Annotated in this window: 19 protein-coding genes and 1 pseudogene; 6 read left to right on the top strand and 14 right to left on the bottom strand. The window is 68.9% G+C overall.

Features of this window, described 5'->3' with window-relative positions; translation table 11 throughout:
- Positions 1-138: 138 nt before the first annotated feature.
- From ML5_RS04325 to ML5_RS04285, 9 genes and pseudogenes are all read right to left on the bottom strand, one after another.
- Entirely contained in the window at positions 139-1,224 is a 1,086-nt protein-coding gene (locus tag ML5_RS04325; protein ID WP_013473851.1) for an IS110 family transposase, read from the bottom strand.
- 216 nt (positions 1,225-1,440) lie between these two features.
- Positions 1,441-1,728, bottom strand: a pseudogene (locus tag ML5_RS04320) (transposase); the annotation flags it as partial.
- A 171-nt stretch (positions 1,729-1,899) separates the two neighbouring features.
- Positions 1,900-2,892 (bottom strand): phosphotransferase, encoded by a 993-nt coding sequence (locus ML5_RS04315; protein WP_013473849.1) that lies wholly within the window; start codon positions 2,890-2,892, stop codon positions 1,900-1,902.
- Positions 2,893-3,096: 204 nt separating this feature from the next.
- Positions 3,097-4,023 carry a Gfo/Idh/MocA family oxidoreductase gene (locus ML5_RS04310; protein WP_013473848.1) on the bottom strand — a complete coding sequence of 309 codons (927 nt, stop codon included), beginning with the start codon at positions 4,021-4,023 and terminating at the stop codon, positions 3,097-3,099.
- On the bottom strand, positions 4,023-6,023 hold the full coding sequence (locus ML5_RS04305) for a DegT/DnrJ/EryC1/StrS family aminotransferase (protein WP_013473847.1): 2,001 nt from the start codon (positions 6,021-6,023) through the stop codon (positions 4,023-4,025). The genes ML5_RS04310 and ML5_RS04305 overlap by 1 nt, the downstream gene beginning before the upstream one ends.
- The gene (locus tag ML5_RS04300; RefSeq protein WP_041784098.1) at positions 6,024-6,713 is read right to left on the bottom strand and encodes a PIG-L deacetylase family protein; all 690 of its coding nucleotides are present in this window, start codon (positions 6,711-6,713) and stop codon (positions 6,024-6,026) included.
- Entirely contained in the window at positions 6,706-7,689 is a 984-nt protein-coding gene (locus ML5_RS04295; RefSeq protein ID WP_013473845.1) for an NAD(P)-dependent oxidoreductase, read from the bottom strand. Before ML5_RS04295 ends, ML5_RS04300 begins: the two co-directional genes overlap by 8 nt.
- 92 nt (positions 7,690-7,781) lie before the next feature.
- A complete protein-coding gene (locus ML5_RS04290; RefSeq protein ID WP_013473844.1) occupies positions 7,782-8,927 on the bottom strand; it encodes a Gfo/Idh/MocA family protein in 1,146 nt (381 codons plus the stop codon).
- Positions 8,928-8,958: 31 nt separating this feature from the next.
- Complete coding sequence (locus ML5_RS04285; RefSeq protein ID WP_083816925.1) at positions 8,959-9,786, bottom strand: FkbM family methyltransferase; 828 nt, start codon at positions 9,784-9,786, stop codon at positions 8,959-8,961.
- 89 nt (positions 9,787-9,875) lie between these two features.
- Here ML5_RS04285 and ML5_RS04280 point away from each other — a divergent pair, with 89 nt between their 5' ends.
- Together ML5_RS04280 and ML5_RS04275 are read left to right on the top strand one after the other, a co-directional pair.
- Positions 9,876-10,832 carry an LLM class F420-dependent oxidoreductase gene (locus tag ML5_RS04280; protein ID WP_013473842.1) on the top strand — a complete coding sequence of 319 codons (957 nt, stop codon included), beginning with the start codon at positions 9,876-9,878 and terminating at the stop codon, positions 10,830-10,832.
- Positions 10,833-10,839: 7 nt separating this feature from the next.
- Positions 10,840-13,278: an amino acid adenylation domain-containing protein gene (locus ML5_RS04275; protein WP_168168211.1), complete on the top strand. Its 2,439-nt coding sequence runs from the start codon at positions 10,840-10,842 to the stop codon at positions 13,276-13,278.
- On the opposite strand, the gene ML5_RS04270 is transcribed toward ML5_RS04275, so the two are convergent.
- The 4 genes from ML5_RS04270 to ML5_RS04255 are packed head-to-tail and all read right to left on the bottom strand — an operon-like array spanning position 13,275 to position 18,223.
- Positions 13,275-14,753, bottom strand: a complete 1,479-nt coding sequence (locus ML5_RS04270; protein WP_013473840.1) for an FAD-binding protein — start codon at positions 14,751-14,753, stop codon at positions 13,275-13,277. The two genes, ML5_RS04275 and ML5_RS04270, sit on opposite strands and share 4 nt — an antisense overlap.
- A gap of 31 nt (positions 14,754-14,784) precedes the next feature.
- The gene (locus tag ML5_RS04265) at positions 14,785-15,606 is read right to left on the bottom strand and encodes a phytanoyl-CoA dioxygenase family protein (protein WP_013473839.1); all 822 of its coding nucleotides are present in this window, start codon (positions 15,604-15,606) and stop codon (positions 14,785-14,787) included.
- Positions 15,606-17,051: a glycosyltransferase family 2 protein gene (locus ML5_RS04260; protein WP_013473838.1), complete on the bottom strand. Its 1,446-nt coding sequence runs from the start codon at positions 17,049-17,051 to the stop codon at positions 15,606-15,608. The genes ML5_RS04265 and ML5_RS04260 overlap by 1 nt, the downstream gene beginning before the upstream one ends.
- A 20-nt stretch (positions 17,052-17,071) precedes the next feature.
- Positions 17,072-18,223 (bottom strand): radical SAM protein, encoded by a 1,152-nt coding sequence (locus ML5_RS04255; RefSeq protein WP_013473837.1) that lies wholly within the window; start codon positions 18,221-18,223, stop codon positions 17,072-17,074.
- A 277-nt stretch (positions 18,224-18,500) separates the two neighbouring features.
- Between ML5_RS04255 and ML5_RS04250 the strand changes: the two genes are divergently transcribed.
- From ML5_RS04250 to ML5_RS04235, 4 genes are read left to right on the top strand one after another with little or no spacing between them, the layout of a single operon-like run.
- Positions 18,501-18,767 carry an acyl carrier protein gene (locus ML5_RS04250; RefSeq protein WP_041784091.1) on the top strand — a complete coding sequence of 89 codons (267 nt, stop codon included), beginning with the start codon at positions 18,501-18,503 and terminating at the stop codon, positions 18,765-18,767.
- Positions 18,768-18,815: 48 nt separating this feature from the next.
- A complete protein-coding gene (locus tag ML5_RS04245) occupies positions 18,816-19,835 on the top strand; it encodes an ABC transporter ATP-binding protein (RefSeq protein ID WP_013473836.1) in 1,020 nt (339 codons plus the stop codon).
- The gene (locus ML5_RS04240; RefSeq protein ID WP_013473835.1) at positions 19,832-20,608 is read left to right on the top strand and encodes an ABC transporter permease; all 777 of its coding nucleotides are present in this window, start codon (positions 19,832-19,834) and stop codon (positions 20,606-20,608) included. The genes ML5_RS04245 and ML5_RS04240 overlap by 4 nt, the downstream gene beginning before the upstream one ends.
- Positions 20,605-21,390 carry an ABC transporter permease gene (locus tag ML5_RS04235; protein ID WP_013473834.1) on the top strand — a complete coding sequence of 262 codons (786 nt, stop codon included), beginning with the start codon at positions 20,605-20,607 and terminating at the stop codon, positions 21,388-21,390. Before ML5_RS04240 ends, ML5_RS04235 begins: the two co-directional genes overlap by 4 nt.
- On the opposite strand, the gene ML5_RS04230 is transcribed toward ML5_RS04235, so the two are convergent.
- Positions 21,365-25,393, bottom strand: a complete 4,029-nt coding sequence (locus ML5_RS04230) for a non-ribosomal peptide synthetase (protein ID WP_168168210.1) — start codon at positions 25,391-25,393, stop codon at positions 21,365-21,367. The genes ML5_RS04235 and ML5_RS04230 overlap by 26 nt on opposite strands.
- Positions 25,394-25,637 lie beyond the last annotated feature (244 nt).

The following is a 25,637-nucleotide window of genomic DNA, read 5'->3' as shown; positions in this document are numbered from 1 at the left end:
CGGTAGGTGCTGGCGGCGATCTGCCAGCCGTGCTCCGCAAGACCCGGCAGATCGGCTCGACGCCGAACACCTGCTTGTGCTCGTCGATGAACCTCACGAGCGCGGCTGTGGCCGGTCGAGCTCGGCGATGCTCCTATGTCAAGCCGCCGCGGTCATCGCGGTTCTCACCCTGGTAGGAGGCAATGTCGTGACGGTTCTGGTGGGCTGGGAGGTGCCGCGTTCGTCGGCGTTGAGGGCGGTGAAGACCCGGTCGGACAGCCGGCGGCGCAGTAGCCGGAGCGCTTCGGTGCGGGTGTTGCCGACGGCGAGTTGCTTGTCGACGTAGTCCTTACCAGGGCCGACGCCGCGGGCCTGGGTGACGGCGATCATGTGCAGGGCGGTGTTGACGACCCGGTTGCCGCCCCGGTTGAGCCGCACGCGCACGGTGTTACCTGACCAGACGGGGATAGGGGCGGTGCCGTTGAATCGGGCGTAGGCGTGCTTCGAGCGGAATCGGGCCGCGCCGGCGGTCTCGCCCAGGATCATGGCCGCGCCGAGGACACCGCAGCCTGGGACGGCGAGCAGGCTGGGCGCCAGGACGCGGACCAGGTCGCGTAGTTCCCGCTCCAAGCCGTTGATCTGCATCGTCAGCTCGCGGCATCGCACGAGGAGGTCCCGGGCGATCCGAGCGACCGTGCCTTCGGCATCGGAGAGCCGGTCGGTGAGTTCGTCGATGACGCAGTAGCGGCGCAGGCCTCGGGACGGGATCTGCAGGCCCGGGTCGAGTTCGTGTAGATGCCACCGCAGGCGGTTGACCAGCTTGGTCCGCTCCGCGACCAGGTCCCTGCGGTGATCCGACAGGAGCTTGACCTGCCGGGCCGGGCCGTCCAGTTGCGCCACCGGCAGGTCCGGTTCACGCAGCGCCGCATGCGCCACCGCCAAGGCGTCGATCGGGTCGGACTTACCCGCTTGCCGAGAGCTCCGACGCGCCGCGGCCATCAGCCGGGTTGGCACCCGCACCACCTGGTGCCCGGCGCGCAGGAGATCGCCCTCCAGGCGGCGGGTCAGGTGCCGGCAGTCCTCCAGCGCGAACCGGACCTGCGGCCATTGCGCCGCCCACTGCACCGCCTGCAGATGCCCATCGCTGGTCGTTCCGACCGTCCGCTCGCCGAGCTTGCGGCCCAACTCATCCACCGCCACCAGCGTGTGGCTGCGCTTATGCGCATCGACCCCGATCACGACCATATCGCCTCCCCTTGCCCGACCAGCTGGAACCTTCAGCCGGGCGGCGGGGGCACGCCTTCATCGAGCATCGGCACGCACCTATCAAGCCACACCGCGCCCGGCGCAGGTGTCCGACAGGGCCGCACATCGCACGAGAAGCCACCAAACCAGGATGCCGGGGCAGCAAAGAAACGAGCGAACCCCGCCGGACGACGATCAGGCTGGCATGAACGCGAAGAAAGCCGACGCCGCCTTCAGAATCTCGTTCGCCCGACGCAGTTCCGCGTTCTCCCGGCGCAGCCGCTTCAACTCCGCCGACTCGTCCGTGCTCACCCCGGCCCGCTGGCCGGCGTCGACCTCGGCCTGGCGCACCCACTTACGCAGCGTCTCCGCGGTGCCGATGCCCAGCTTGTGCGCCACCGCGCCGATCGCCGCGTACTCCGACTCATAGTTCGGCCGCACCTCAGCGACCATCCGCACCGCTCGCTCACGCAACTCACGGGGATAAGGGGAAGGGCGTGACATGGCTCGATCCTCCACAAGAGGTCGGGCCGCTACCAAACCCGGGGCGGTTCAGTCAGCGCCATGACGTGTGAGCCTGGCTGTCGAGGGCATGGATGGCGGGATTTCGCACCCGCCCCCGATCCGCACGAAGATCTTGGCCGCACCGGGGTCCCGAGGCCGGGGCCGGTCGCGCTAATACCGCTCCCATTCGGCGCTCAGCCCCATCAACGTCGAGGCATCTGGCAGGCCGTGCAGGAACCTGGGGATCTCGGCCGGGTCCAGCCGGTTGGCGCCGTCGAGTGCCGCCAACGCCAGGACGTACAGATAGTTGATGGTTGTCGCCAGGTACATCGAGAGCGCCGGGAGACCTTGCGGTCGGGCCTGGCCACCTGCCTCGCGGTAACGCCGCATGAAGGTGGAGATGGCACCAGCCGCGACGCCCGGATCAGTACCGGTCCAGTTCAGCATGGTGCAGACGAGTTCCCGGTCGCGGTCGGCCGGTCCCGCGTTGTCCCAGTCCACCAGCGTCCGCCGGCCGCTAGCCGTGATCAAGATGTTGGCCGGCTTGACGTCCAGATGGCAGCTGTAACCGGCAGGTGCAGCCGTCGGCACCACCCAACCCGAGAACTCGACCAGGTCCGCCCGGCGGACCCGCAGCGGCTCAGCCCACCGGGATCGGACGGCAGCCAGTCGAGCCAGCAGGGAGTCCCACTCGTCGGCGCTGGGCGTGATCTCGTACCACGGGTCGATGGCCCGATCGGTGCGGTGATCGGTGCCATGCAGGACAGCCAGAATTTCGGCGGCATCGCTCAGGTGGCGAGCGGCCGAACTGATCTGGCTCCCGTCGGCCCATGTGTACAGCCGGCCGTAGGCGACCCCGGGCAGGGCGGACGGTACGACAAAGCCACCATTCCTGGCGGCGATGCTTTGTGGGGCGGCCAGCCCGCGGGCCATCGCCAGTTCGGTGAAGGCCACCTCGGCGGCGACCCTGTCTGGGTCCGGATGGTCGTAGAACATCTTCAGCGCGTACGCGCGACCACCGGAATCGACCCGATACACCCGCCCCATCGAGCCGCGGGCGGCAAACGTGACCCGATCGGCATCGCCGAGCCCGAAGTGGTCACACATGTGGCGGAGGGCGTCGACCTCCGCGACTGTCGCGCGCGGATCCGTAACGCCGATCATGGGCGCTCCACATCAGTTCGGGCGGCATCGGGGGTTCCACGCGGGGCGGCCTGGTATTCCCCACTGCCCGGGAGTTCGCCGCCCGCCCGGAGGCAGCCGGACCTACGAATCACACGGTCTCTGATTCGAAACTTCCCGGCCCACCTGGACCACGTCATTGTGGCTGCGCCGGTCCGCCAGCCCCGCAGCGCACGACCGGCGGTATCAGGACGGACTCAGCGACAGTCGAGCCGCCACGGCAACGTCGATGCGCTGGCACACGCTCTCCGCCGCGACCGCATCCGACCAGGTGGCCAGGCGATCTCGACGACCGGCGATCAGCCCGAGGAAATTGTGGATCTCCTCGACGTACGCTTGCCGAAACCTATCCCGGAAGTCGGCGTAACGCTGTGGCGCCACCATTGACCGGGTCGAGAAGGTGGCCTGCTCACCAATCACCTCGGCGTAGACCTCACATCCGCCACCGCTGGTCCGCTTGCTGACCAAGGAGCAGGCCACTCCACCCGAGTGCCGCAGCGAGGTCAGCAATGTGTCGGCCACCCCGTCGAGATCGACCTGGACGGCGACGACGTCGGCCACCTCGGTCCCGAATGTCCACAGGGCGAGGTCGACGTCATGAATCTGCAGATCGAAGGCGAGGCTTCCACCAGCGACCTGGTAGCCGGTGGGGGGCGGAGCACCATCCAGGCTGGTGTACGTGGCCAGGGTGATCCGCTCGGTCCCGGACCGCACCAGGTCACGTAACGCCAGGTACTCCGGAGCGAACCGCCGCTGGAACCCGATCCGTAGAGCCACCCCGCGCTTCTCGGCCTCCTCGCCGAGCGCCTGGCTCGCCACCGGATCGGCGCTACACGGCTTCTCCAGCAGGATCGGGACGCGGTGCCGAAACAGGGCCCGGACAGACTCCTCATGATTGTCCGTCGGCGTACAGACGACCGCCCCGTCGAGCGCGCCCGGCTCCAGCGCGTCCAAACCGGCAACGGTCGGTAGCCCGAGCCGGTCCGCGACGGCGCGGGCCCGCATCGGATCGGGCTCCACGACGACGACCCGGGCCCGCGCAGCTGCCAGATTTCGCGCGTGCACCTCACCGATTCGCCCACCACCGACCACGGCGATTCGCGGCGCGACCATCAGCCGACCTCGCCATCGCTGGTGGACTCCGGATTCGACATGCCGCCGAGGCGGTACCGCAGCGAGGCCCTCCCGGTGCACCGCACCGGCACGCCGGCCTCCAGCAGCTGCTCGAGAATGATGTCGTCCTCGCCGAGCCGCTCGGCAACCTCTCGCTCGGTACGGGATCGCCCGAATCGCAGCTGGGACAGCAGCACCCGGTCGAACAGCCACTCGCCCATGTCCACCATGCCGGCGTCGGCACGGTCGCGGACCACACTGTCACCCGGCTTCATCACTCCCGCGGCTTCCATCGCGGCGAGCCGTTCGTCAGCTGCCGGCCCGGCCGGCAACCACGGGAACGCGCGTACCGGCGCATCCTTGCCGTCCTCGCCCACCAGGCGCCGCCAGGAGTGCACCGCCGGGAAGCCCGATCGCGCCGCAGCCAGCAGCATTGCCAAGTGGTCGGCGTCCCATACGTTGTCGTCGTCGAGAAACGCCACGAAATCGCCGGTAGCGCGGCCGGCCGCCAGCTGCCGCAGCGCGGAGATGCGCTCGAAGGGCTGCGCCGGAAGGACGCCGCCGCGTGCGCGCAACTCCGCGACGGGCAGGCCGCGTACGGCATCGTCGAGCCACGCCGGCCGCTCACCATCGGCCGCGAGGTCAAGCCATACGGTGATCCGTACATTCGCGTCGACCCGCTGCGCTCGGACGCTGTCCAGGGCGGCGGTCAGACTAGGCCGAGTACCGCCACTGATCACCACTACGTCAACGGTCGGGCGGGCCTGGACCGGTCGAGCCGACACCGGTCGTCCGATCATCGCGTCGGCCAGCCGGTCAATGTTGTCGAGCCCGGCCAGAAACGCGTGGTGCGGGACGACCACGTGCCGCTCGTGCCAGCGGCGGGCCACCGGGGTGGGCGGTGCGTGGTGGGCGATCCGCTCGTACTGCTTGACCGAGAAGGGTCGGAACAGCGGGCCTTCGGGCACCGGCGGATACACCGTGTCCAGCGACAGCCCCGCGTCGGTGACCACCTGCTCGATGAAGGTCTGGCGGTCGCCCCGCGCGTCGGGGACCTCCACCGCCATGCCGTAGAAATTCCCGGTCTTCAGCGCGCTGGCGGCGGCAAACACCCGCCAGCCGGCGTCGGACATCCGATCGACGAACCGGTGCGCGGCGTCGCTTCGGCGGGCAGCCTGGTCATCGAAGCGCTCGAGCTGGTCCAGCAGGAGAGCGGCTGATGCCTCTGACAACGCGTGGTTCGCGCCGTGCATCAGCAGTGCCGGTTCAAGCTCGTTGGTGGCGGTCCGCGCGGTCACCGCCGCCCGGCGCCGGGAATCCATCACCAGGGACTCCATCCGGGCGGCCAGCTCCGGGTCGTCGGTCAGTACGACGCCACCCTCGCCGCAGGCCAAGATCTTGGTGGCCTGCAGGCTCATGATGCTGATGTCGCCCAACGTCCCCACCCGACGACCGTCGTCGACGGCCGAGAAGTGACTGTGCGAGGCGTCCTCGATAAGGATGGCCGACGGGTACGCCGCGCGCAGCGCCCCGACATCGTAGTGCTGTGCATACAGGTGGATGCCCAGCACCGCGGCGGGCGAGACGTCCGGGGCCGCGCCGATCAGGCAGGGCGAGTCCGCCGTGCCGTCGAAGAAGGCAGGCATCGCGCCTACCCGCATGACTGCCGTGGCACAGCTGACCCACGTCGTCGCCGGCATCAGGACCGTATCGCCGGGCCCGATGCCGGCCGCCTGCAACGCGACCACGATCGCGCTGGAGCCGCTGGTGGTGAGGATCGCATGGCGGCGCCCCACGGTGTCGGCGATTCGCTCGGCGGCGGCCACGTTGCGCGACCGCCATCGACTGCGGGCGCCGCTGACCGCGAGTCGGCCGCTGAGGAAGGTCGTGCCGACGCGGCGGATGGTCGAGTCGTCGGTCTCCGGCCAGCGGGGCCAATCTTCCACCGTCACGTACCCACCCTCTCCGGTAATGCCCATGCCTCGATAGTGCTGGCTCATCTACAGAGTCGTCCGGTGCACTTCGAACGCCTCCGCGTAGTGCACCCCGATCTCAGCCCCACGCAGGCAGGCCAGTCCACGCACGGCCTCCTCGCTGCGGATGTGCGGTACTGCGCGATGCTGCGTGGCATAGGCCTGCAACGCGGCCAGCTTGGTGTCGAGCTGGTCGGTGATGTCGACGAATGCAGCCGCCCGCGGCAATGGTTCGGCCGACCACTGGATCTTGGTGATCTCGTAGCTGAACACGTGCGGTACCAGCCAGCGGCCAAACTGCCGGGCGATCGGTCGAGCGGCCGCGAAGCCGGCGGCAAACGTGGCGACATGATCCTGGTCGTAATCGTGCCCGCTGGGGAGCAACAGCAGGTCCGGCTCGAACTCGTCGGCGGCGGACTGGATCAGGTCAACCAGCTCGCGCCGCGGCACCGTGTCCAGTCGCTCGCACATGTCCTTGTCTGGGTAGGCTATGGAGTACTCGAAGCCGAGGATGCCGCGTACGGCTTCGATCTCGGCGACCCGCTCGGCGAAGCCGGCGCGACGGTCCAGGCCGGCGTGATGCATTCCATCCACCGACATGAACAGCACGCGCACGGCGGCGTTCTCGTCACGTAGCCGGGCGAGCAGGCCACCGCAGCCCAGCACCTCGTCGTCGGCGTGCGGTGCCAGGACCAGGACCCGTCGGAAGTCAGGCATGACGCACATCCCTACTCTGCCTGCTGCGGGCATACTCGATTGCATCCAGGATCAGGTTGTCCAGTCCGACCCGGGGCTTCCAACCGAGCTCGGTGGCCAGCGTCAGGTCGGGCATCTTGCGGAACGACTCGGCCTCGAAGTAACGCGGGCCGTGAATCGACTGGGAGTCGACAAGCGCGACCTCCGAGGTGCTGCCAGCCAACTCGCGAACCCGATGCGCCAGGCCCATCATGTCGATCTCGTTGCTGGTGCTGCCGATGTTGACGACGCCGACACCAGCGCCAATTGCCGCATCCATGTGGTGCACCACGAACTCAGCGAGGTCGGTCGGCGAGCAGAACGAACGCAGTTGGGTGCCGGAGGCGAAGACGGTGATCGGCTCCCCGGCCAGCGCCTGCCGGATGAAGGTCGGCAGAACGTGACCACCAGCCCCGGACTGGCGTGCGCCGGCCACGTTGAACGGTCGGATCACCAGCACGTCCAGGCCGCGGTAGCGGCTGTTGAGCGCCATCACCTCGGTCAGGGTCTTGCCGACGGCGTACTCGATCCGCGCGTTGTAGTTGGCCGGTACCCGGATGTCGGCGTCCTCGGCCAGGACGCCGCTGTGGCCATATACCTCGGCCGAGCTGAACACGCACAACTTGGCTTTAGCCCGCAGCGACGCCTCGATCACGGCGGAGGTGGAGACGACCAGGTCACGCCCCAAGGTGCCGGCGTGCTCGAGGATCCCGGCCGGGCCCAGTCGCGCCGCGCAGTGGATGACCCGCTCCGCACCCTGGAAGCCGTCCCCGTTGGCGAGGTACTCCTCCACCGGCGCGCGGACCACCGTCACACGCGGATCGTCGTCGAACAGAGAGTCGACGACCGACGACACACCGGAGTCGATGATCCTGACCTCGGTGCCCTCGGCCAGATACGCCTCCACAATGGTCGAGCCGATGAAACCCAGCCCCCCGGTTACCACAACCTCAGGCACAATCTTCCCCGTTCAACCGTCCGTCGGTCGCCAGGCGGCGATCGGATCCACGGGCGCAACGCATGCCGGATCCGCGAACTGAGCGATCGAGGCTACGTTGCGCCGTCATACAGTGCCTCCGCCGTCGCGATGCCGGCCACCCAGTCCGTCATCGCGCGCGTCGAGCCCGGCCCGTAGGCGGGGTCATACCGATCATCCATGATCGACTCGATGCTGACCTCCCGGCGTTCGACCGCCGACCGGTAGGCGGCCTCGATTGCGGCAACCACGTAGAGGTTGTCGGTGATCGAGCACCAGGGCGCCACACCCTCGGCCAGGGCGTCCTGGAAGTGCCGCATCGACAAGCCGAAGCCCATGGGAAACCAGTCACCGCTGATCATGCGCGGCCGCGTAATGCGATCGATGTTGCGGCGACTGTCCGAGCGCCGGGTCGATACCACCAGATCGCCGTCGGGCCGACAATCGACACCGCCGTCCGGTCCCTGGACCCAGATGAACTCCGAGCCGTGACTCACCTGGTGCGCGCCGTAGTAGGTGCCCGACAGGATGACCAGCGCCTGCATGCCGTTGGCGTACTTCAGGGCCAGGTGTCCGTAACCGTCGTTGCCGGTGACACCCGGCTGGCCGGGCTCGTGACCGATGAGGGCGTAGACGGTCTCCGGCGGCCCCAGCAGGTGGTGGGCGAGCGCCAGGTGGTGCACCCCCACCGCAGCGGTCCACCACCGGGTGTCCCGGCCGTACCAGGGATGGCGGTCCGTGTCGAACTTCGCTTCCGTCCGGATCTGCGCGTACGACGGAGTACCAATCAACCGCTCGACGCATACCAGGTGCTGCAGGCCAAGGAGGTTCGGCGCGAAGCACATGTTCTGGTTGACCATCACCGGCACTCCGAACCGCTCCGCCAGAACGGCGATCTGTTCGGCCTCTGGATAGGACACCGCCAGCGGCTTCTGCACCAACGCCGGCTTTCCGGCTTTCAGCACGGCCTCCAGCAGCTCGGTCCGGAGCCCCTGCTGATGCGGCGCGGCCACGTCCACCACGCCGACCGCGGGGTCGGCAAGCAGGGCGGACAGCTGGTCGTACGCGGCCGCGTCGGGGCGCTCCTCGCGAAAACCGGCCAGCGCGGCGGTGGCGATGTCGTAACCAGCGACTACCGAAAGGCCGAGGGCGTCATAACCTTCACGATGAGTGGCTGCGATGCCACCCACGCCGACCTGCCCGATTCCCAGGCTTTGCATGCGTTCCTCTCCGAGCCGGGCCGCGGCGCGGTCAACGGATCGCTCTCACGATGGCGGTGCCTGTCCCCAGACCCCGAAGGTCGCTGGCCCCATCGCCCATCAGGAGCTGGAAACCGCAGCGTCGAAGGTGATCGAGGGTTGCCTGAACCCGGTCGTCGCCGTCGCCTGACGAGTGCATCTCCAGCACGATGCGCCGTACCTGGACCAGAGCGCCCGCCTCGGCCAGTTCGGCGATGACACCATGCTCGCCGCCTTCGATGTCGACCTTGAGGAGATCGATCGGCCCCGGTATCAGCTCAGACAGCCGGCGCGCCGGAACGTCGACCGCCTCCGGTCCGCCGCGGTGCGCCTCGACGCTGGTGGTCAGCCGACCCGGCTTGGCCGCTCGACGGTACAACGCGACCGAACCACCACGGCCATGGGCAGCCAGGTGGTGGGTGGTCAGGTGGGTGGCCACGACGTTGCGGCGCAGATTGCGGTCCAGCAGTGCGAACACGTCCGGGTCCGCCTCAATGGCGGTAATCGACGCCCGCGGATAGCGGCGACGGAAGTAGAGCGACGCCAGGCCGATGTTGGCTCCCACGTCGACGATCGTGGGGCGGTCGCCCAGATCGCCCATCTCGTAGCAGCCGTCGACGAAGATCTCACGAACCAGGTAGCTCAACGTGTCGAGATTGAACGTCTCCACATCGGCCCCAGCCACCGTGGCCCATACGGGCGCCGACCGGTAGGGCTCGCCCCGACGCAGCCGCCGTCGCAACCACAGAGAGGCCAGGTCAGTACGCGCCCGACGCGACAGTCGTTGCGGCGTCCAGCCCGTAACCATGTCACCCCCGTAGTGCCGACGATCATGCGGCATCGGGCCACCCTACACACATCGTCGAGAGTTGACTATCCCGTGATTCGGGGTCCTTCGCAGCCGGGCCTGATGTGGCATATTGCTGCCCGATGGACGTGCGAATAGTGGCGGAACCGCATCAGGGCGCGACGTACGCGGACGTGCTGCGGGCGGCCCGGGCTGTCGAAGACGGCGGCTTCGGTGGGTTCTTCGTGGCAGATCACCTGATGGCCTTCGGGGACGGCGACGGCGAGCCCGGCCCGGTCGAAGCCTGGGTCACGCTGGCCGGCCTTGCCCGGGAGACCGACCGGATCCGGCTCGGCACGCTGTTGAGCGCCGCGACCTTCCGGCATCCGAGCGTGCTGGCCGTCCAGGTCGCTCAGGTCGACCGCATGTCCGGCGGTCGGGTGGAACTCGGGCTCGGCGCGGGGTGGTGGGCCGATGAGCATCGGGCGTTCGGGATCGGCCTCCCCGCGCCTTCCACGCGACTGGACCGGCTCTGCGAACAACTCGAAGTGATCACGCGGCTGTGGTCGTGCCGGATCGGCGAGCGGGTCACCTTCACCGGCCGCCACTACCAGCTGGTCGAGTGCCGCGGATTGCCCAAGCCGCAGCAGGACCGCCTACCGGTCATCGTCGGCGGCCTCGGTCCGCGACGAACTCCGGCGTTGGCCGCCCGGTATGCGTCCGAGTTCAACGTGCCGTACGCGACCGCCGCTGAGATGACCGACCAGTTCGCCCGGTTACGGCGCGCCTGCGAGGCGATCGGCCGTGATCCGGGCGAGCTGGTCTACTCGGCTGCGGTGGCAGTCGCGTGCGGACGGACCGAGCAGGAGTTCGCCGCCCGGGCATCGGCCGGCGGCTCGACACCGCAACGGTATCGGGAGCGCAAAGCCGGCGGCCGTCCGGACGAGGTGGTGAGGCGCGTCCGCGAGTACGCAGCGGCCGGCTGCGAGCGGATCTACCTTCAGCTTCCGGATGTCCACGATATCGACCACATCCGTCTACTGGCCGATGAGGTGTTACCGGAACTGCGTAGCGGCTCGACGGCACCGGCGGAGGTCTGACGGGCCGGTGCGCCCGGTCGCGAGCCGCTATCGTGCCAGATGTTCGGCAGGCCGGCGCTGGTCGATGGGGGCGGAAGTGCGTACAGGCGATGGTTCCAGTGTTTCAGCCGGATGGCGGCTGCCCGACCCGGAGTGGTTTCGCACTGAGCAGCCGTACGACGGATCGCTGCTCCTCGCCGAGCTGCTGGATCGCGCGGCCGCGCGGTTTCCGGACCGTCCGGCCCTGGTGGACGGCACGGGTGTCGCCTACACCCATGCCGCTCTGCGGACCGCGTCGGCTCAGGTGGCGGCCCACCTGAGCCGACGCGGCGTCGGGCCGGGGGAGTACGTCGGCTTCCTCTGCGGGCACCACACGGCCGGGATCCGAGGGCTGCTCGGCATCAACCGATCCGGCGCCGCGTACGTGCCGATCGACCCCCGATGGCCCCTGCCCCGGATGGCCGACGCGCTGAATCAGGCCGGTTGCCGGCATCTGGTGGTGGATCGCGCCCACGCCGGCCGCGTGCCGGGGCTGATCGAACTGGCGCCCACCCTGACCGACATCCACCTGGTCGACGGCGATCCACCCGATCTCGAGCGGATGCTCGATGCCGACGCGGTGGAGGACCTATGGGACACAGTGGCCGAGCAGCCGGAACCGCATCGCGCGGCCGGCTTCGGCCTCCGTGACGACACCGATCCTACGGCGGACATCGCCCGCGCCGACGCCTACCAGTGTCACGTGGTCGGCCTGGCCGCGCCGTTCGTCAACCCGGGGACACGCGTACTGGAAATCGGCTGTGGATCCGGGCTGATTCTGACCGAGCTCGCCGGATCGGCGGGCCACTACGTCGCCGTCGATCCATCCCGGGTCGCCCTGGCCCGCATCCGAGCCTGGGCTGACGGGACCGGAGCGTCCGTCGAACTCGTCCACGGCTTCGCGCACCAGGTCAGCGAGCTGGTTGACGGTCCCTTCGATCTGATCGTGCTGGCCAGCACGATCCAGTTCTTTCCCGGTACGCGGTATCTGACGGACGTCATGGACCAGTGCCGTCGACTGCTCGCCCCGGGCGGGCACCTCGTAGTCGCCGACGTCGTTGATCCGGTGTACGCCGACCGGCCCGAGCTACTGGCCGTTCCTCGGCGGTACTTCACTGGGCGCCATGCCGATCACGGCGGTGTCACGATCGTCGACCGAGCCGACACGCCGCTGCGCGACGACCCTTATCTGGGTCGCCGCTACGACGTGGTGCTCGGCCCGGGCGGCGCCGAGCCCAGGGTGGTCCGGCCTCAGCTGTGGGGCGCTCGGGACATGACGGCGGTCGAACCCCTTCCGGCCGCGGTCGGCCAGCCATCCGACCTGGCATACTGCATCTTCACGTCAGGCTCCACCGGCCATCCGAAGGGTGTCATGGTCACCCAGCGCTCGGTGGTCCATCTGATCGACTGGGTCAACCGGACCTTCGGCGTGACGGAGCAGGACATCCTGCTGTTCGTCACCTCGTTCGCGTTCGACCTCTCGGTGTACGACGTCTTCGGCACGCTCGCTGCCGGCGCAGCCGTCCGCCTGGTGGCGGACGATGAGCTAGCCGATCCCGACGCACTGCTCGACGCGATCGAGGCCGGCGGGGTGACGTTCTGGGACTCTGCGCCGGCCGCCATGGCTGTGCTGTTGTCGGCGGCGACGGCACGCGCGGCGGCCGGCGATGCCGGGCCGATCGAGTCACTACGGCGGGTCTTCCTCAGCGGCGACTGGGTTCCCCTGGCCATGCCGGGCACGATCCGGGAGTTCTTCCCCCGGGCTGAGGTGATCGCGCTGGGCGGCGCCACCGAGGCGACCGTCTGGTCGAACGCGTTCGTGGTCGACACGGTCGAGGACCACTGGCGCAGCGTCCCGTACGGCCGGCCGATGCAGAACGCGAGGTACCACATTCTCGATGCCGATCGGCAGCCCTGCCCCGTCAACGAGGCCGGAGACCTGTACATAGCTGGTATCTGTGTGGCCGAGGGCTACCTCGGCGATCCGGAGCTGACCGCACGGAAGTTCCTGCCGGACCCGTTCGGTGGTGGCGCTGCCCGGATGTACTGGACAGGCGACCGCGCCCGATGGCGGCCCGACGGCAACATCGAGTTCCTCGGGCGACTCGACGACCAGGTGAAGATCCGGGGATACCGGATCGAGCTCGGCGACGTCCAAGCCGCGATGTCGGCCCACCCGCTGGTGGACGAGGCTGTCGCGGTAGCCGATGACACCTGCGGGCACAGACGGCTGGTGGCATTCTACACCAGCCGCCGCGGCCAGCTTGATGTCGAGGCGATGCGGGTCCACCTGAGCCGGCTGCTGCCCGAGTACATGGTGCCGGAGGTGCTGCGAACCGTGGACGATCTACCGGTCACGGCCAACGGCAAGGTTGACCGGTTGGAGCTGCTACGGCTGACCGCAGCAGCTCCAACCGGCGGACGTTAGCGGTCCGCGCTGCCGGGCCGGTCGGCCAGGTGCGCACCCAGCCGTCGCGACAACGCCAGGGTCGTCAGGGTCGGGTTGGCCGCCCCCATCCGCGGGAACGTCGTCGGCCCGGCAGCGTACAGGTTGGCCACAGCGACGAACTGCTGGTCGCTGTCGAGCGTGTCGCCGATACGCACGAGGCAACCCTCGTGCTGGAGCGTCCCCAGTGTGCCCTTGCCGGTGTACGGGGTGCCGGGCGGTACGTCGGACGACGGTGACGCGGCGCCGTACTCCGCGAACTCAAGCCGGTGAGGCTTGAGGTCGTACAGGTGACGGACCGCTTCCCAGATCCGCTCGAGCTCTTCCTGTTGGGCTCGGAGCACGTCGCGATCTCGCGGACCGATCTCGGCCCGCACCCGCCATTGGTCACCGGCCTCGCCGGGCACCCGGATCAGCCCGTTGGCGCCCGGCTCCTGCTCACCCAGCGTGGTCACCGTGACACGCCACCGCCCGTCCTCGGTCGGTTCCACCTCGAGAAAGAAGTTCGACCGAGCCGATCCGTCGCCGACCGCGGTGAAGCTCCCCAACCGCAGTGGGCTGTCGGGTGCCGCGCCGGGCTCGACCTCGACCGCGAAGCCCTGAGCCAGGTGGTCGCTCAGCCCGAACAGGTGGGCCGGCGCCGAGGGCTCGGCCTGCTGGATCGCGTCGATGGCGAGTCGACCGCTGTCCACCGTGCCCGCGCAGAGCACCACCGCGTCGGCCGTGATGTCGTGGATCTCGCCGGTGTCGGCGCGGCGTACCCGTACCCCGGTCGCCCTGCCGCCGCCGACGACGACTGACTCGACCTCGGTATCGCAGGCCACCTCGACGCCGCCACGCGCACCCACCGACTCACCGGTCTGCGGATCCCGCCAATGGTCCAGCGGTGAGTAGGCGCACCACCGGTCGTCGGTACCGCGGTAGGCCCGAGGCGCCGGCCCGAACACGTGTCCGCCCAGGGTGATTGTCTCGGGCCCGGCATCGGCCGGGTCGATGTACCCGCGCAGCGGCACGCCCAGATCGTCCGACAGTCGGTCATAGAGAGACCGGCCGCCCCGCCACGACTCGGTGAGGTCGGCCACGATCGACGCTGGCCACGCCGACCCGGCCAGTGCCCAGGGCTCCAGCGGCAGCACCAGGCCGAACCAGTACAGCGATCGCCCGCCGAGGCGAGCGCGAAGTCCCGAGTTCCTGTCGTAGAACGGCGGCGAGTCGGAGGTCCACGACCGCCGGAAGTACTCGTCGGACTCCGGCTGAGAGCTCACCTCGGCAGCCTTTTCCGGGTCGTACGCGTACGACACGTGGCGCGGGTCGGCGGCCGGTCCGGCCTCGAGGACGAGCACGCCGGTCTGGCCGCGCCGCTCCAGCTCGGCGGCGAGCTCCAGCCCCGCCATGCCGCCGCCGACGATCACGATCCGGGCATGAGCGGGCAGCTCGGTGATCAGTAAGTTGGTCACAAACGTCCCCTGTTGTCGGCCAATGGTCGGATCAGCGCAATGATGCGGCGTAGTCGATCGCCCTCAGTCCGCGGGCGAACGGCCCGGTGTCATCGGTCGCCCAGTCCGGGTCGAAGTACGGATAGTTCTCGTCGTTGTACTCGTGGCCGGCTTCCATGAAGGACATGAGGTACGCCCGAACGGCGTCCCGTTCCTGGCCATTGGTAGGTTCAGCCACGTATGACACGCTCCACTGCGTGCGATCCCTGCCGCCGAGACTGGCGTGCCAGAGGTGCACGTCGAAGATGATCACGTCACCCGGCTGGGTCGCGAGGACCTGCCCCGGCCACCAGCGTTCTTCGACCGCTTCGCTGTCCGTTCCGGTCGACCACGGCCACGCCGCCCGGAACGCTGCCAGCTTGTCGAACAGGTCGGGCCAGTGCGAGCCCGGCATCACCTGCAGCGCGCCGGACGGACCGTCGAGGGCGTCGAAGTAGGTCACCACCTTGATGGCCTGAAGGTCCCGACTCAACGAGTCGCTGTGCCAGAACGAGGCGTCGTTGTAGAAGTTCCCCTTGGCGGGCTTAGGTATCACGCCGCCGCCCAGCAGTACCTGCGCGATCTCGACCAGCCGCTCGTCGGCCACCAGGGCACGGCTGACCGGCGTACGAGGACCCATCATGGGCAGGAAGACGCTGTCATCCCCGGTCGCCGGGCGACGATGCGCGGACGGTTCGATGGTGTAGTTCTCGCTCAGGCTCCGGCGTACCTCGGCCTCGAGCTCCGCGTTCAGCTCAGCGGACAGGAAGCCGCGAAGGACCAGAAATCCATAGGTGTGGAAGTAGTCGCGCTGCTGTGCGCTCAGGACACTCACTATTCGACCTCATCCCCATCATTCGGTCCGGACCGCCGTACGGTCACCCCATCGAGCGCGTCGGCAACGGTCGTCGTCAACCAGTCCCGCCCGGTGACCCGGTAGGACCGAACCCCTGCCTTTTCCTGCATCGCGGTGAACTGGAATTCGTGCAACTCACGCCGAAGCCGGACGGTGAACTCCCAGAACGGTCGGTCATGCACCGCCAACGCAGCGGCCAGGTCGGCATCGGGCACCGCTGGCGGTGCCGTGCTGACGTCGGCCAGCAGTATCACCTCCCGGCAGGTTCGCAGCAGCTCGTCCAGCACGCGGCAGAGCGTGCGCTCAGGCAACGACCGCCAGTAGTCGGTGATGATGCCGACTGCGAACTCCTGGTTGGCGTACGGGAGCCTCGCCCCGAGCAGTCGGTGCGTCACGTCGGGCCCGCCGGCCTGTCCCGGAAAGACGACCGCGTGCGGCGTTGCCGTGGTCGCCGGCCAGCCACCTGGATCCCCGAGCAGCAGCGTGCGGCCGTCTGCCGCATCGATGAGGGCCAGCACCTCGGCCAGATCGCCCAGTTTGGCGCAGTCGCCCGAGGTCGCCGGGAGCCGCTGCCCGAATGCGTGCAGGGCCGGGAACAGACCGCGGGCCGGCAGCACCCCAAAGGCACACACCGCCTCCACCTCGAGTTCCGGGTGCAGCGCCAACATGATGTGGTCGTTTCGCCGGTCCCGGATCAGCTCCATGTGCCTCGGCCGATCGTGCGGCTGGTGAAAACAGATGCCGTCGGGCAAGAAGTATGTGGGCAGGCCGATGCGCGCCATCCGGTAGGCCAGCTCCATGTCCTCGACGCCCTTCACCTCGAATGCGGTCTCGAAGCCACCGACATCATGAAACGCCTTGGCCGGTACGCTGGCCGCCGACGTCCAGAAGAACGCCCAGTCCGTCGCGGCCGGCTCGGCCAGCAGGTCGACCAGCGGATCGTGCAACAGCGGATTGCGCTCCACCGCCCGGAAGACCGTCTCGGTGTCCTCGAAGTCCCAGTCCGATCCGAGCAGGACGGGCCACTGCTCGGGCGTCAGTTCCCGGGCCGAGGTGTAGCCACAGTAGGAGGCCGACAAGAGTTGGTGCGCCCGCGCGTGAGCGGCCAGCAGCCCCGGGTGCGCCATACACTCGGCGTCCAGGAAAAGCAGCACTTCATGGCGGGCCCGGGCAGCGCCGATGTTCCGGGCCGCCGGCGCGCCGACGGCGGTGTCGTTGCGGATCACCTGGATCGATGGGCCGCCGGTCAACAGGTCGGCGATGTCTGGCTCCACCGGAACCGCCGACCCGTCGTCGACCACGATCACCTCGAACCAGTCGTTTTCGAGGTGCTGCCGGTGCAGTGACCGCAGCGTGGCCCGCAGCGGCGGGGTCCGGTTATGGTTGGGCACGATGACCGAAATACGGGGAAGCTCCTGCGACATGCCAACTCCTCGGCGCGGGGTCAGGCGTTGACGGTCAGTGGCAGGACCCGTCGGTGCGGTTCATCGGGCCCGACCGTGAAACCTTTGCAACTGGCCTGGTCGAGCATCACCCGATGCTCGGCGTACGGCGGGTACGACTCCTCATCGAAGTCGATGTACCGATTGCGATAACACCACCGGCACTCCTCGAAACGGTTGGACAGGACGCCGCCGCTGTGCTCGGTGCGCAGCCGTTGATAGAGTTCGCCGTTCCAGATCTCCGCGAACGAGTGCGTGGTCAGATCGCCCAGCAGGTACTGCTGGTCGGGCACGCCGATCAGATGATCGCAGAAGCCGACCTGGCCCCGGTAGTTGACGTAGCAGTACATCCACGGATGGGTGCAAGTCTTGTCGGCGTGCTCCATTAACGACCAGGACGGGTCGAGGGCGGTGTTGAGCTGAACGTCGACCTGTTCCGCTTCCGCTACCGCGGCCATCTCGGCCAGCGCGGCGGACATCTCGGCCCGGTGGAACCGCAGGTTGTCAGGGTCGTCGTGTCCGGTGGACAGCGGGTTCAGGTGGACCCGGATGCCCAACCGAGCGGCGTGTCGCACGATGCCGGTCAGTTCCGCGATGGCGGCCGGCTGAACCACGACGTTCAAGTGGATGCCGGCGGTGCCGACGCCGCTGACCGCCGCCTCATCGGCCAGAATCTCCAGGTTCCGCAGGATGACGTTCAGCTTGGCACCCGGTCGGAGAGCGGCGAACGTCTCGGGCTCGGCGGCGTCGAACGAGACCGCGATCAACGATCGCGTACTCACCAACCGACGCCACAGCACCTCGTTCGGCACGGTCAGGTTGGTCACCAGGCGGAGCCGGACACCGTAGTCGAGCGCCTTCTCCACGTAGGCGGGGAAGTCCTTCAGAACCGTGCTTTCGCCCCAGCCGCGGAGGTCGACGATCTCCGCCGTCGGGAACAGCTCGGCCGCGACCGCATCGAACAGCTCCGGACTCATGTTGCGGCTGCGGTCGAACGGGCCGTTGGAGCGACACATCGTGCAGGACAGGTTGCAGTTCTCCGTTAACTCGACGAACAACACCCGGGGAAGGCTCGACAGGACCGCCTGGCGCCGCTCGAACTCGCGGATGTTCAGCTCACGATTGCTGACCCGGGTCTCGCTGTCCATGTGCATTCTGACCAACCTTCGCTACTGACTGGCTGCCCTGCGTCTTGGGCATCGCGGCCACCCGCGGCCCGCGCCCACCAGGAGATTTGGGCCATGCTACCCCCGCCACGGTCGCCATGGCGCCCCGACGGAATCGATTTATCTCGATAGATGTGAGCCAGTGTGGACTTCCGCGATCCGGCGTTCATCGCTGAGAGGCGCAGTTGTCGCTCCCAAGAGCATCTGTTATACAAGCAGGGCCTGCGAGCCGGGCGCGGTGACCACGGGGGGAGCGAGGCGGGGGATGCACGAGCGCACCGGCGGGGCGACGGCCGATGTCGAAACGGTCGTCGTGGCGGCCTGGACCGAGCTGCTGGGGCCGGGAAGTGCCGCGCCGGACGCCGACTTCTTCAAGATCGGCGGGGACTCGCTACGTGCGGCCGAACTGATGGCCAAGGTCAGCCGCTCTCTCGGCCACCGGCTACGCTTCCGGTTGATTGCCAACAACCGCACGCTCAGCAGCCTTGTCGCCGCGATTCAGGCTGAGTTGGTCGTGACCGATCAGGCGTAGCGGCCGGCGTGGAGCGGCCGTGGACACCCCGATGCACTGGAGGCGCAATTGGCCGGCTCGGACGCCGCTGCGGTAAGCATCCGCAAGCTGGAACGTGGCTACACATCGTCCACGTTGCGGCTCGGCCGCGTCACCTACCGGCCCGCGCTGAGGGGCATCGACCTCGACATCGAGCGGGGCACGCTGTTCGGCCTGCTGGGGCCCAACGGGTCCGGCAAGACGACGCTGATCAAAGTGCTGTCGACTCTGCTGGTACCGAGCGCCGGAGCGGTGAAGGTGGCTGGGTTCGACGTCGTGTCGCGGGCACAGGCGGTCCGCCAACGGATCGGGCTGGTGCTGGGCGGCGACCGCGGGGTCTACGAGCGTCTCTCCGGTCGTGACAACCTGCGGTTGTTCGCCCATCTGTACGGGCTGGACCATCGCGAACAGAAGCGTCGCATCGACGAGATGGTCGACGTTGTCGGCCTGACCGCCGACGCCGACCGCCGGGTCGAAGGTTACTCGCGTGGCATGAGGCAACGGCTGCAGCTTGCCCGCGGCATGCTGCACCGCCCCGAGGTGCTGTTCCTCGACGAGCCCACCAACGGCATCGACCCGGTTGGCGCCCGCGAACTGCGCGAGGTCGTGGCCCGGTTGCGCTCGGCCGGCACCACCATCCTGCTCACGACGCACTACATGTTCGAGGCCGACGAGCTCTCCGACCAGATCGCCATCATCTATCAGGGTCTGATCATCGCGCGCGGCACGCCACAGGAGCTGAAGCGGACCGATGAGGGCCTGCGGATCCTTGACGTCGAGGCGTTCGGTGTGCCTGACGACGTGATCGCCCGGATCGAGGCCTTGCCCTCGGTAGTCGCCGTGACGGCCGGTCACCGTGGCGCCGCGCAGCTTCTCGAGGTCCAGACCCACGACCACGAGCGGACCGAGGCGGCGATTCACCAGCTGCTGGCCGGCGTTCGGATCGGCCGCGTGGTCACCCGGGCACCGAACCTCGAGGATGCGTACGTGACGCGGTTGGCGGAGGCCCAGCGGCAGGGAGACGCCGTCCGGAACCAGGTATCGGCGTGAGCCCCGGCAGCGGCTGGCTGTCGACCGCCTTCGTGATGGCCCGGTTGCAGCTACGCACCATCAGCGCGTCCGGCTTCTTCCTGCTCGCTGTGCTCGGCGAGCCTCTGGTCATCGCGCTGATCGTGATGGCGACCGCCGGCTCGGACACCGACCGGCTCAGCGTCGTCGGTGGGGTCGCCCAGATCGGAATCTGGAGCGCCGCGCTGTTCGGCTCGGCGAACATGTTCCAGTCGATGCGGGCCGAGGGCACGCTGGCCCACCTCGCGTCGTCGCCGGCCCCGTTCTACGCCATGCTGACCGGCGTCGGCATCGGCAGCTCCGTGCACGGCCTGTACGCCATGGGCGTAGCAACCCTGCTCGGCGTCTTCGCGTTCTCGGTATCGCTGCCAGGCCTGTCGGCTCTCCCGATGATACTCATCGCGCTGCTTAGCGCACTGATCGCGGTTGGCCTGCTCGGTGTACTGCTGGCCAACCTGCTCGCCCTGTATCCCCAGTCGAACGTCATCACCAACTTGCTCAGCTACCCGATCTGGTTGCTGTGCGGGTTCGTGACGCCGGTCGAGGACCTGCCGGCGGTGCTGCGGCCACTGTCGTACGCGCTCGCCCCGACCTGGAGCAACCGGGCGCTGGACCAGGCGCTGCACGGCGAAGCGGCACTGCAGTCGGTCGGTTGGGCCCTGGGAATATCCGCCGTCTACTTCGTGATCGGCCAATTCCTGGTCCGGCGGACCATGTTCGTGGCCCGGGTCCGTGGAACGCTGGAGCTGCTGTGAAGACTGTGCGACTGGCGATCGCGTCGGGCACGTTGGGCTACCGTGCGCTGTTCAACTGGATCGCGCCTAGCGCCTACATCCCCATCATGTTGCTGGGCCCATTGCTGCAGATCGTGTTCTTCGTGACGACGGGCAGCCGGTACGGCGTCGAGAGCAAGCAGTTCTACCTGGTGGGCAACGCGTTCCAGACTTGCACGACGGCCACGATCTTCGGTATGACCATGGCGATCGCCAACGAGCGGTCGACCCGAACACTGGCGCCGATCCTGGCGACCGGGGCCAGCCGCATCGCCGTCTTCCTCGGCCGGGGTGCCCCGATCATCCTCAACGGGCTGCTGGTCTCGACGTTCTGCCTGCTGGTGGGCTCGCTCATCACGGGAGTCCGGGTGCCGTACGCGACGCTCGGCCCGATCTTCGTGGCGCTGCTCTTCAGCGTGACGTCGTGTACCGCGCTCGGCGTTCTGGTCGGGTCGCTGGGCCTGCGGTACCGCGACGTCTTCATCGGCTCCAACCTGGTGAACATGATCCTGCTCGGCCTGACCGGAGCCAACATTCCGCTTGATCGGCTGCCCGACTGGCTGCGCGTTGTCTCCTCGGGGCTGCCGCTCACCCACGGCCTGGCCGCCGCCCGGGATCTGGAGCACGGTCAGACCTTCGGCGCCGTCCTGCCCGACCTGGGCGTCGAGCTCCTGGTTGGGGCGGGGTACCTGGTGGTCGGTCTGATCGTGCTGCGCCGGCTGGAGCACGCCTCACGGATCAAGGGCGTTCTCGACCTCTGGTAGCCGCGGTGAGCAACGCCGCCTGCGTCGCCACCGTCGGGTGGAGCAGGCAGTCCGCCGGGGCCACCGGTACGCCCGACTCCGCACTGAGCCGCGCGGCCAGTCGTACCGCGGCCAGCGAGTCGCCGCCAGCCGAGAAGAAGCTGTCATCGGGGCCGGCTCCGGGGTTACCGATGATCTCGGCCCAGATCGCTCGAACCCGGGCCTCGGCCGGGGACCACTGGACGTCGGGTGGGTTCGGTACCGCTTCGGGTAGGGCGGCGAGCAAGGCCTCCCGGTCCACCTTGCCGCTGGGGCGTAGGGGAAGGGAGTCGATGCGGGCGAAGCGGGACGGTGCCACCCCGGCCGGCATCCACCGGGCGACGGCCGCGGCGGCGCTGGCCCGGGTCGCTGCCCAGTTCGTTCCGTCGCTGACCAGAAAGGCGACAAGTTCGGTGCCGGCGGCGTTGGGCCGCGGGACGACGACGGCATCGCGGACGCCGGGGAGGCCGCGCAGCAGTGTGGTCAGCTCCGCGAGCTCGATCCGCACCCCGTTCACCTTCACCTGGTCGTCCAGCCGACCGCGCAGAAACAGCCGACCGTCATAGTCGTACGAACCGAGGTCACCGGTCCGGTACCACGGCGGCTCGGTCGCCGCCTCACCCGGAAGCCTGCTCGCCGGATCTGCGGTGGCGCCGAGATAGCCCAGCGACCGGTACCGCGTGCCGATCCACACCTCACCAGGCTCATCGGTGCCGCATCGCCGGCCGTCGGACGCCACCACCGCGAGTTCGGTTTCCGGCAGCGGCCAACCGACCGGCAACGGGTCCAGGCAGGCATCCTCAACCTCGTACCAGAACTTCGCCAGTGTGGTTTCCGTCGGCCCGTACAGGTTGATCACCCGGCATTGCGGGCCGAACGCAGCCTTCCACCGCCGCACGTCGTCGGCCTGCAACGGTTCGCCGGCGAAGAACACCAGCCGCAGCGGCGTCTCACCGGGACCGTCGCAGGTGTCCAACCAGGTGCGGGCCAGTGACGGCACAACGTGCAGCACGGTGACCGAGTCAGCCCGCACCCAGTCCCGGATCTGCTCACCGGTTTGCAGCGGGTCGCCGAACACGACGGTGCCGCCGACGGTGAGCACGGTCAGCACCTCGCGCAGCACGACGTCGAAGGTGATCCCGGTGATCGCGCCGACCCGGTCGGTGGCGCCGAACCGGAACTGGGTGGCCTGCCACTGCAGGAAGTGACTCAGGCCGGCCCGCGCGCCCAGGACACCCTTGGGTTGGCCGGTCGTGCCCGAGGTGAAGAAGACGTAGCCGGCCTCCGGGATGGCGGGCAGTGGCGAGGCAGGCCGGGCACGCCGGGTCGGATCGACCTCGAGCTGGGGCACGCCGGCGTTGGCCAGGTAGCGGGAGGTCGCCTCGTCGACGGTCGCGCCCACCGACATCACCAACCGGGGCCGAGCGATCTCACAGCACGCCTGGCACCGGGCCGACGGCTGGCCGGGATCGAGCGGGACGGCCACCGCTCCGACGGACAGGGCCGCCACCAGCCCGATCACGAACTCGGCACCCCGATGCGCGTACAGGCCGATCCGATCGCCCGGTCGCACGCCGGCCGCGCGCAGAGATTCGACGGCGCTTCCCGCCGCCTCCTGCAGTTGCCGATACGTCAATTCGCGACCGCGATCAACCACGGCCACCCGGTCCGGCCCGGCCGTCGCGGCCGCGACGAACCGCTCCATCACATCGTTCACCGCTACCGGCACCTCGGCCCGGGTCGCCGGGGCCCGATCGGTAGTCACGGCCGAGCGCAAGTGCCGCAGTTCGACGTGCGGGCGGGCGGCCGCGTCCGCCGCCAGCAGGCCGAACGCTTCGGCCCAACGGCCCAGTTGCCGATCGCTCAGCCCAGTGGTCCCGTTGATCAGGGCGATGCTCGTCCGCTCGCCAGTGCCGCGGGACGCGATCGTCAACGGAAAGCCCGCCCCGAGGTGGTGCTCGTGAACCCGGACCGCACCGTGCACGATCTCCGGCTCGGGCAGATGGTTGAGCAGCACGTCGAGCTGAATGCCCGGCCCGTTGGCGCCGCGCCGCGACGCCTCGACGATCGAGTCGTAACCCACTCCGCTGTGCGCCGCGGCATCTTCGAACTGCTCCTGGCACTCGTTGACCAGGTCCACGAACGACCGGCCTGACTGGACCCGGACACGGATCGGCAGGACCCCGACCAGGCAACCCACGAGGTCCCTCGTCGCCGGCGTACGGAAGTCGGCCAGGATGCCGATCGTCAGGTCGGTGCACCCGGTCAGCCGCGACAGCGCAAGGGCCGATACCGCCAACCGGACGACCGCCGGGCTGGCGTCGGCGGCGTGCCCGACACCGTCCAGCTGGGTCCAGGTGCGCGGCGCATCCACCACCGGAACCCACCGCGCCGGTGCCGGTCGGCCCGGGGGCACCAACCGCCCGACTGCGTCCGCCAGCCGCTCGGACCAGAACTCGTGGGGACCACTGTTTCGTCGCGGGTCGAGCGACTGCCGGTCCCGCAACGCGAGGTCGGCGTAGCGCACCGTGCTGTCGGCTGCCGCCTGGGTGGTGTCCGACGTCCCGGCCAGCAACCGCTGAAGATCTTCGGCGAGCACCGCCACCGCACGGCCGTCGGCGACGGTGTGATCAATGCGTACCTCGACGGCCGGCCCGCCACGGTCGGACAGGCGGAGGTCCCACAACGGAAACGGGCCCGGCGCCGAAGGCGGTCCGGCGTCGGCGGCGGTGACCGCGTCGACCGCGCGGGTCAGCGCCGGATGCTGCGGAGGATGGATGCGCTGCACAGGAACGCCGTCAAGGACCTCGATCTCGGTGCGCAGGGCCGCGTGCCGGGCGACCAACTGGTCGACCGCGCTCCGGACGTCGGCCGGAGTGACACCCGTTGGCAGGCTCAGCCGGACCGCCACCGGAGGTGTGGGCGCGCCCCGGACGGCCGTCGTGGCCCAGATCGCCAGTTGCCGACCGGTCAGCGGCGCGGTGAGCCCACGTGGGCCCGCAGGGCGGCCGCGCCCGGACACGTTCCGCAGGAGCGCCGAGAACGGTCCGTTGAATCGCGGGTCGGCGAACAGCTTGTGTTCGAAGTGCTCACCCCCGACGTAGTAGGTGTGCAGCCGGCCAACGTGGCGGCGCCATCGTTCCGTCACGTCGGCCGGGTGGGCGCCGAGGAAGAAATGCGCGTCACCGGGAAACCAGCCCGGCTCGTGGGTGGCGGTGGCCTGCAGGGTGCGAGCGAACACCTCAAGCCGACAGCGCAGCGAATCCGCGTTCGTGTCCAACGGATAAGCCTGCCGCTCCTGCAGAATTGCGTGCCCCTCGGCGATGGTCGGCGGCTGATCGTCATAGGTGATCGGATAACCGGTACGCCGCAGCAACCCGATCAGTCGGTACCGGATGACGTCCGACTGTGACAGCGGCGCCCGGTCTCGCGCGGGCGGCTCGCTGTCGAACAGCGCGAGCAGGTCGACCTCGTCGCCGGCCGCCAGCAGTTCGACAGCGATCGCATGGGCGATCGTGCCGCCAGCCGAGAACCCACAGAGCCGGTACGGTCCACGTGGCTGGAACGCCTTCAGCTGCGGAATGTAGTACTCGACGAAGCCCCGCACCGTGGTCGGAATCGGGCACTCGCCTTCGATCCCGGCCGCGCGGATGCCGACGATCCGGGCGGGTAGTGCCGGTCGGGCGGCACCCAGCGCGAACGCGTTGCCTGACGCGGAATGGATGTAGTAGATCGTCGGGGCGTCCGGAGGGGTGACGGTCGGCGCGGGCTGCAGGCACCATCGCCGGTCTGCGTGCCGTCGTAGGTGGACACTGAGCGTTGCGATCGTGCTGTGCTCATCGAAGCACGCGGCGAGGTCGCCCGACCCGAACACCTCGCGTATTCGGGCCAGGAACGCGTACCGGGCCACCGGGTCGACATACACCGGTCGCAGCGACTGCTGGGCACCAAGACTCCCGCACTCCACGCCGAACTCGCTGGCCACCTGGGCGATCGCGCTCTCGGTGCCGTCCCGGTGGCGAGCAGCAAAGAACTCGAGGTTCGCCAGGACAATCAGCCTCCCCGTACTGCGGTCAGCCCGTGATCTGGGTGCCGTCAGACGGAGGATACATACACTCGCTGCTATCGGCGGCCCCCGCCGACGCCGGCCCCGGATCGGCATAATGGCCGGATGCAGCTGCTGGACCAGGCGGGCGTCCACATCACTCAAGCGGGACCCAGGCACCGAC

The sequence above is a fragment of the Micromonospora sp. L5 genome, from assembly GCF_000177655.2.
Lineage (GTDB): Bacteria > Actinomycetota > Actinomycetes > Mycobacteriales > Micromonosporaceae > Micromonospora > Micromonospora aurantiaca.
The sequence above is the reverse complement of the archived record's forward strand: the minus strand, read 5'-3'. Positions and strand labels throughout refer to the sequence as shown.

Excerpts from the sequence above, each read along its gene's own strand:
- ML5_RS04325 (WP_013473851.1), bottom strand. The coding sequence starts at position 1,224 with ATGGTCGTGATCGGGGTCGATGCGCATAAGCGCAGCCACACGCTGGTG.
- ML5_RS04315 (WP_013473849.1), bottom strand. The coding sequence starts at position 2,892 with ATGATCGGCGTTACGGATCCGCGCGCGACAGTCGCGGAGGTCGACGCC.
- ML5_RS04310 (WP_013473848.1), bottom strand. The coding sequence starts at position 4,023 with ATGGTCGCGCCGCGAATCGCCGTGGTCGGTGGTGGGCGAATCGGTGAG.
- ML5_RS04305 (WP_013473847.1), bottom strand. The coding sequence starts at position 6,023 with ATGAGCCAGCACTATCGAGGCATGGGCATTACCGGAGAGGGTGGGTAC.
- ML5_RS04300 (WP_041784098.1), bottom strand. The coding sequence starts at position 6,713 with ATGCCTGACTTCCGACGGGTCCTGGTCCTGGCACCGCACGCCGACGAC.
- ML5_RS04290 (WP_013473844.1), bottom strand. The coding sequence starts at position 8,927 with ATGCAAAGCCTGGGAATCGGGCAGGTCGGCGTGGGTGGCATCGCAGCC.
- ML5_RS04285 (WP_083816925.1), bottom strand. The coding sequence starts at position 9,786 with ATGCCGCATGATCGTCGGCACTACGGGGGTGACATGGTTACGGGCTGG.
- ML5_RS04280 (WP_013473842.1), top strand. The coding sequence starts at position 9,876 with ATGGACGTGCGAATAGTGGCGGAACCGCATCAGGGCGCGACGTACGCG.
- ML5_RS04260 (WP_013473838.1), bottom strand. The coding sequence starts at position 17,051 with ATGTCGCAGGAGCTTCCCCGTATTTCGGTCATCGTGCCCAACCATAAC.
- ML5_RS04255 (WP_013473837.1), bottom strand. The coding sequence starts at position 18,223 with ATGCACATGGACAGCGAGACCCGGGTCAGCAATCGTGAGCTGAACATC.
- ML5_RS04250 (WP_041784091.1), top strand. The coding sequence starts at position 18,501 with ATGCACGAGCGCACCGGCGGGGCGACGGCCGATGTCGAAACGGTCGTC.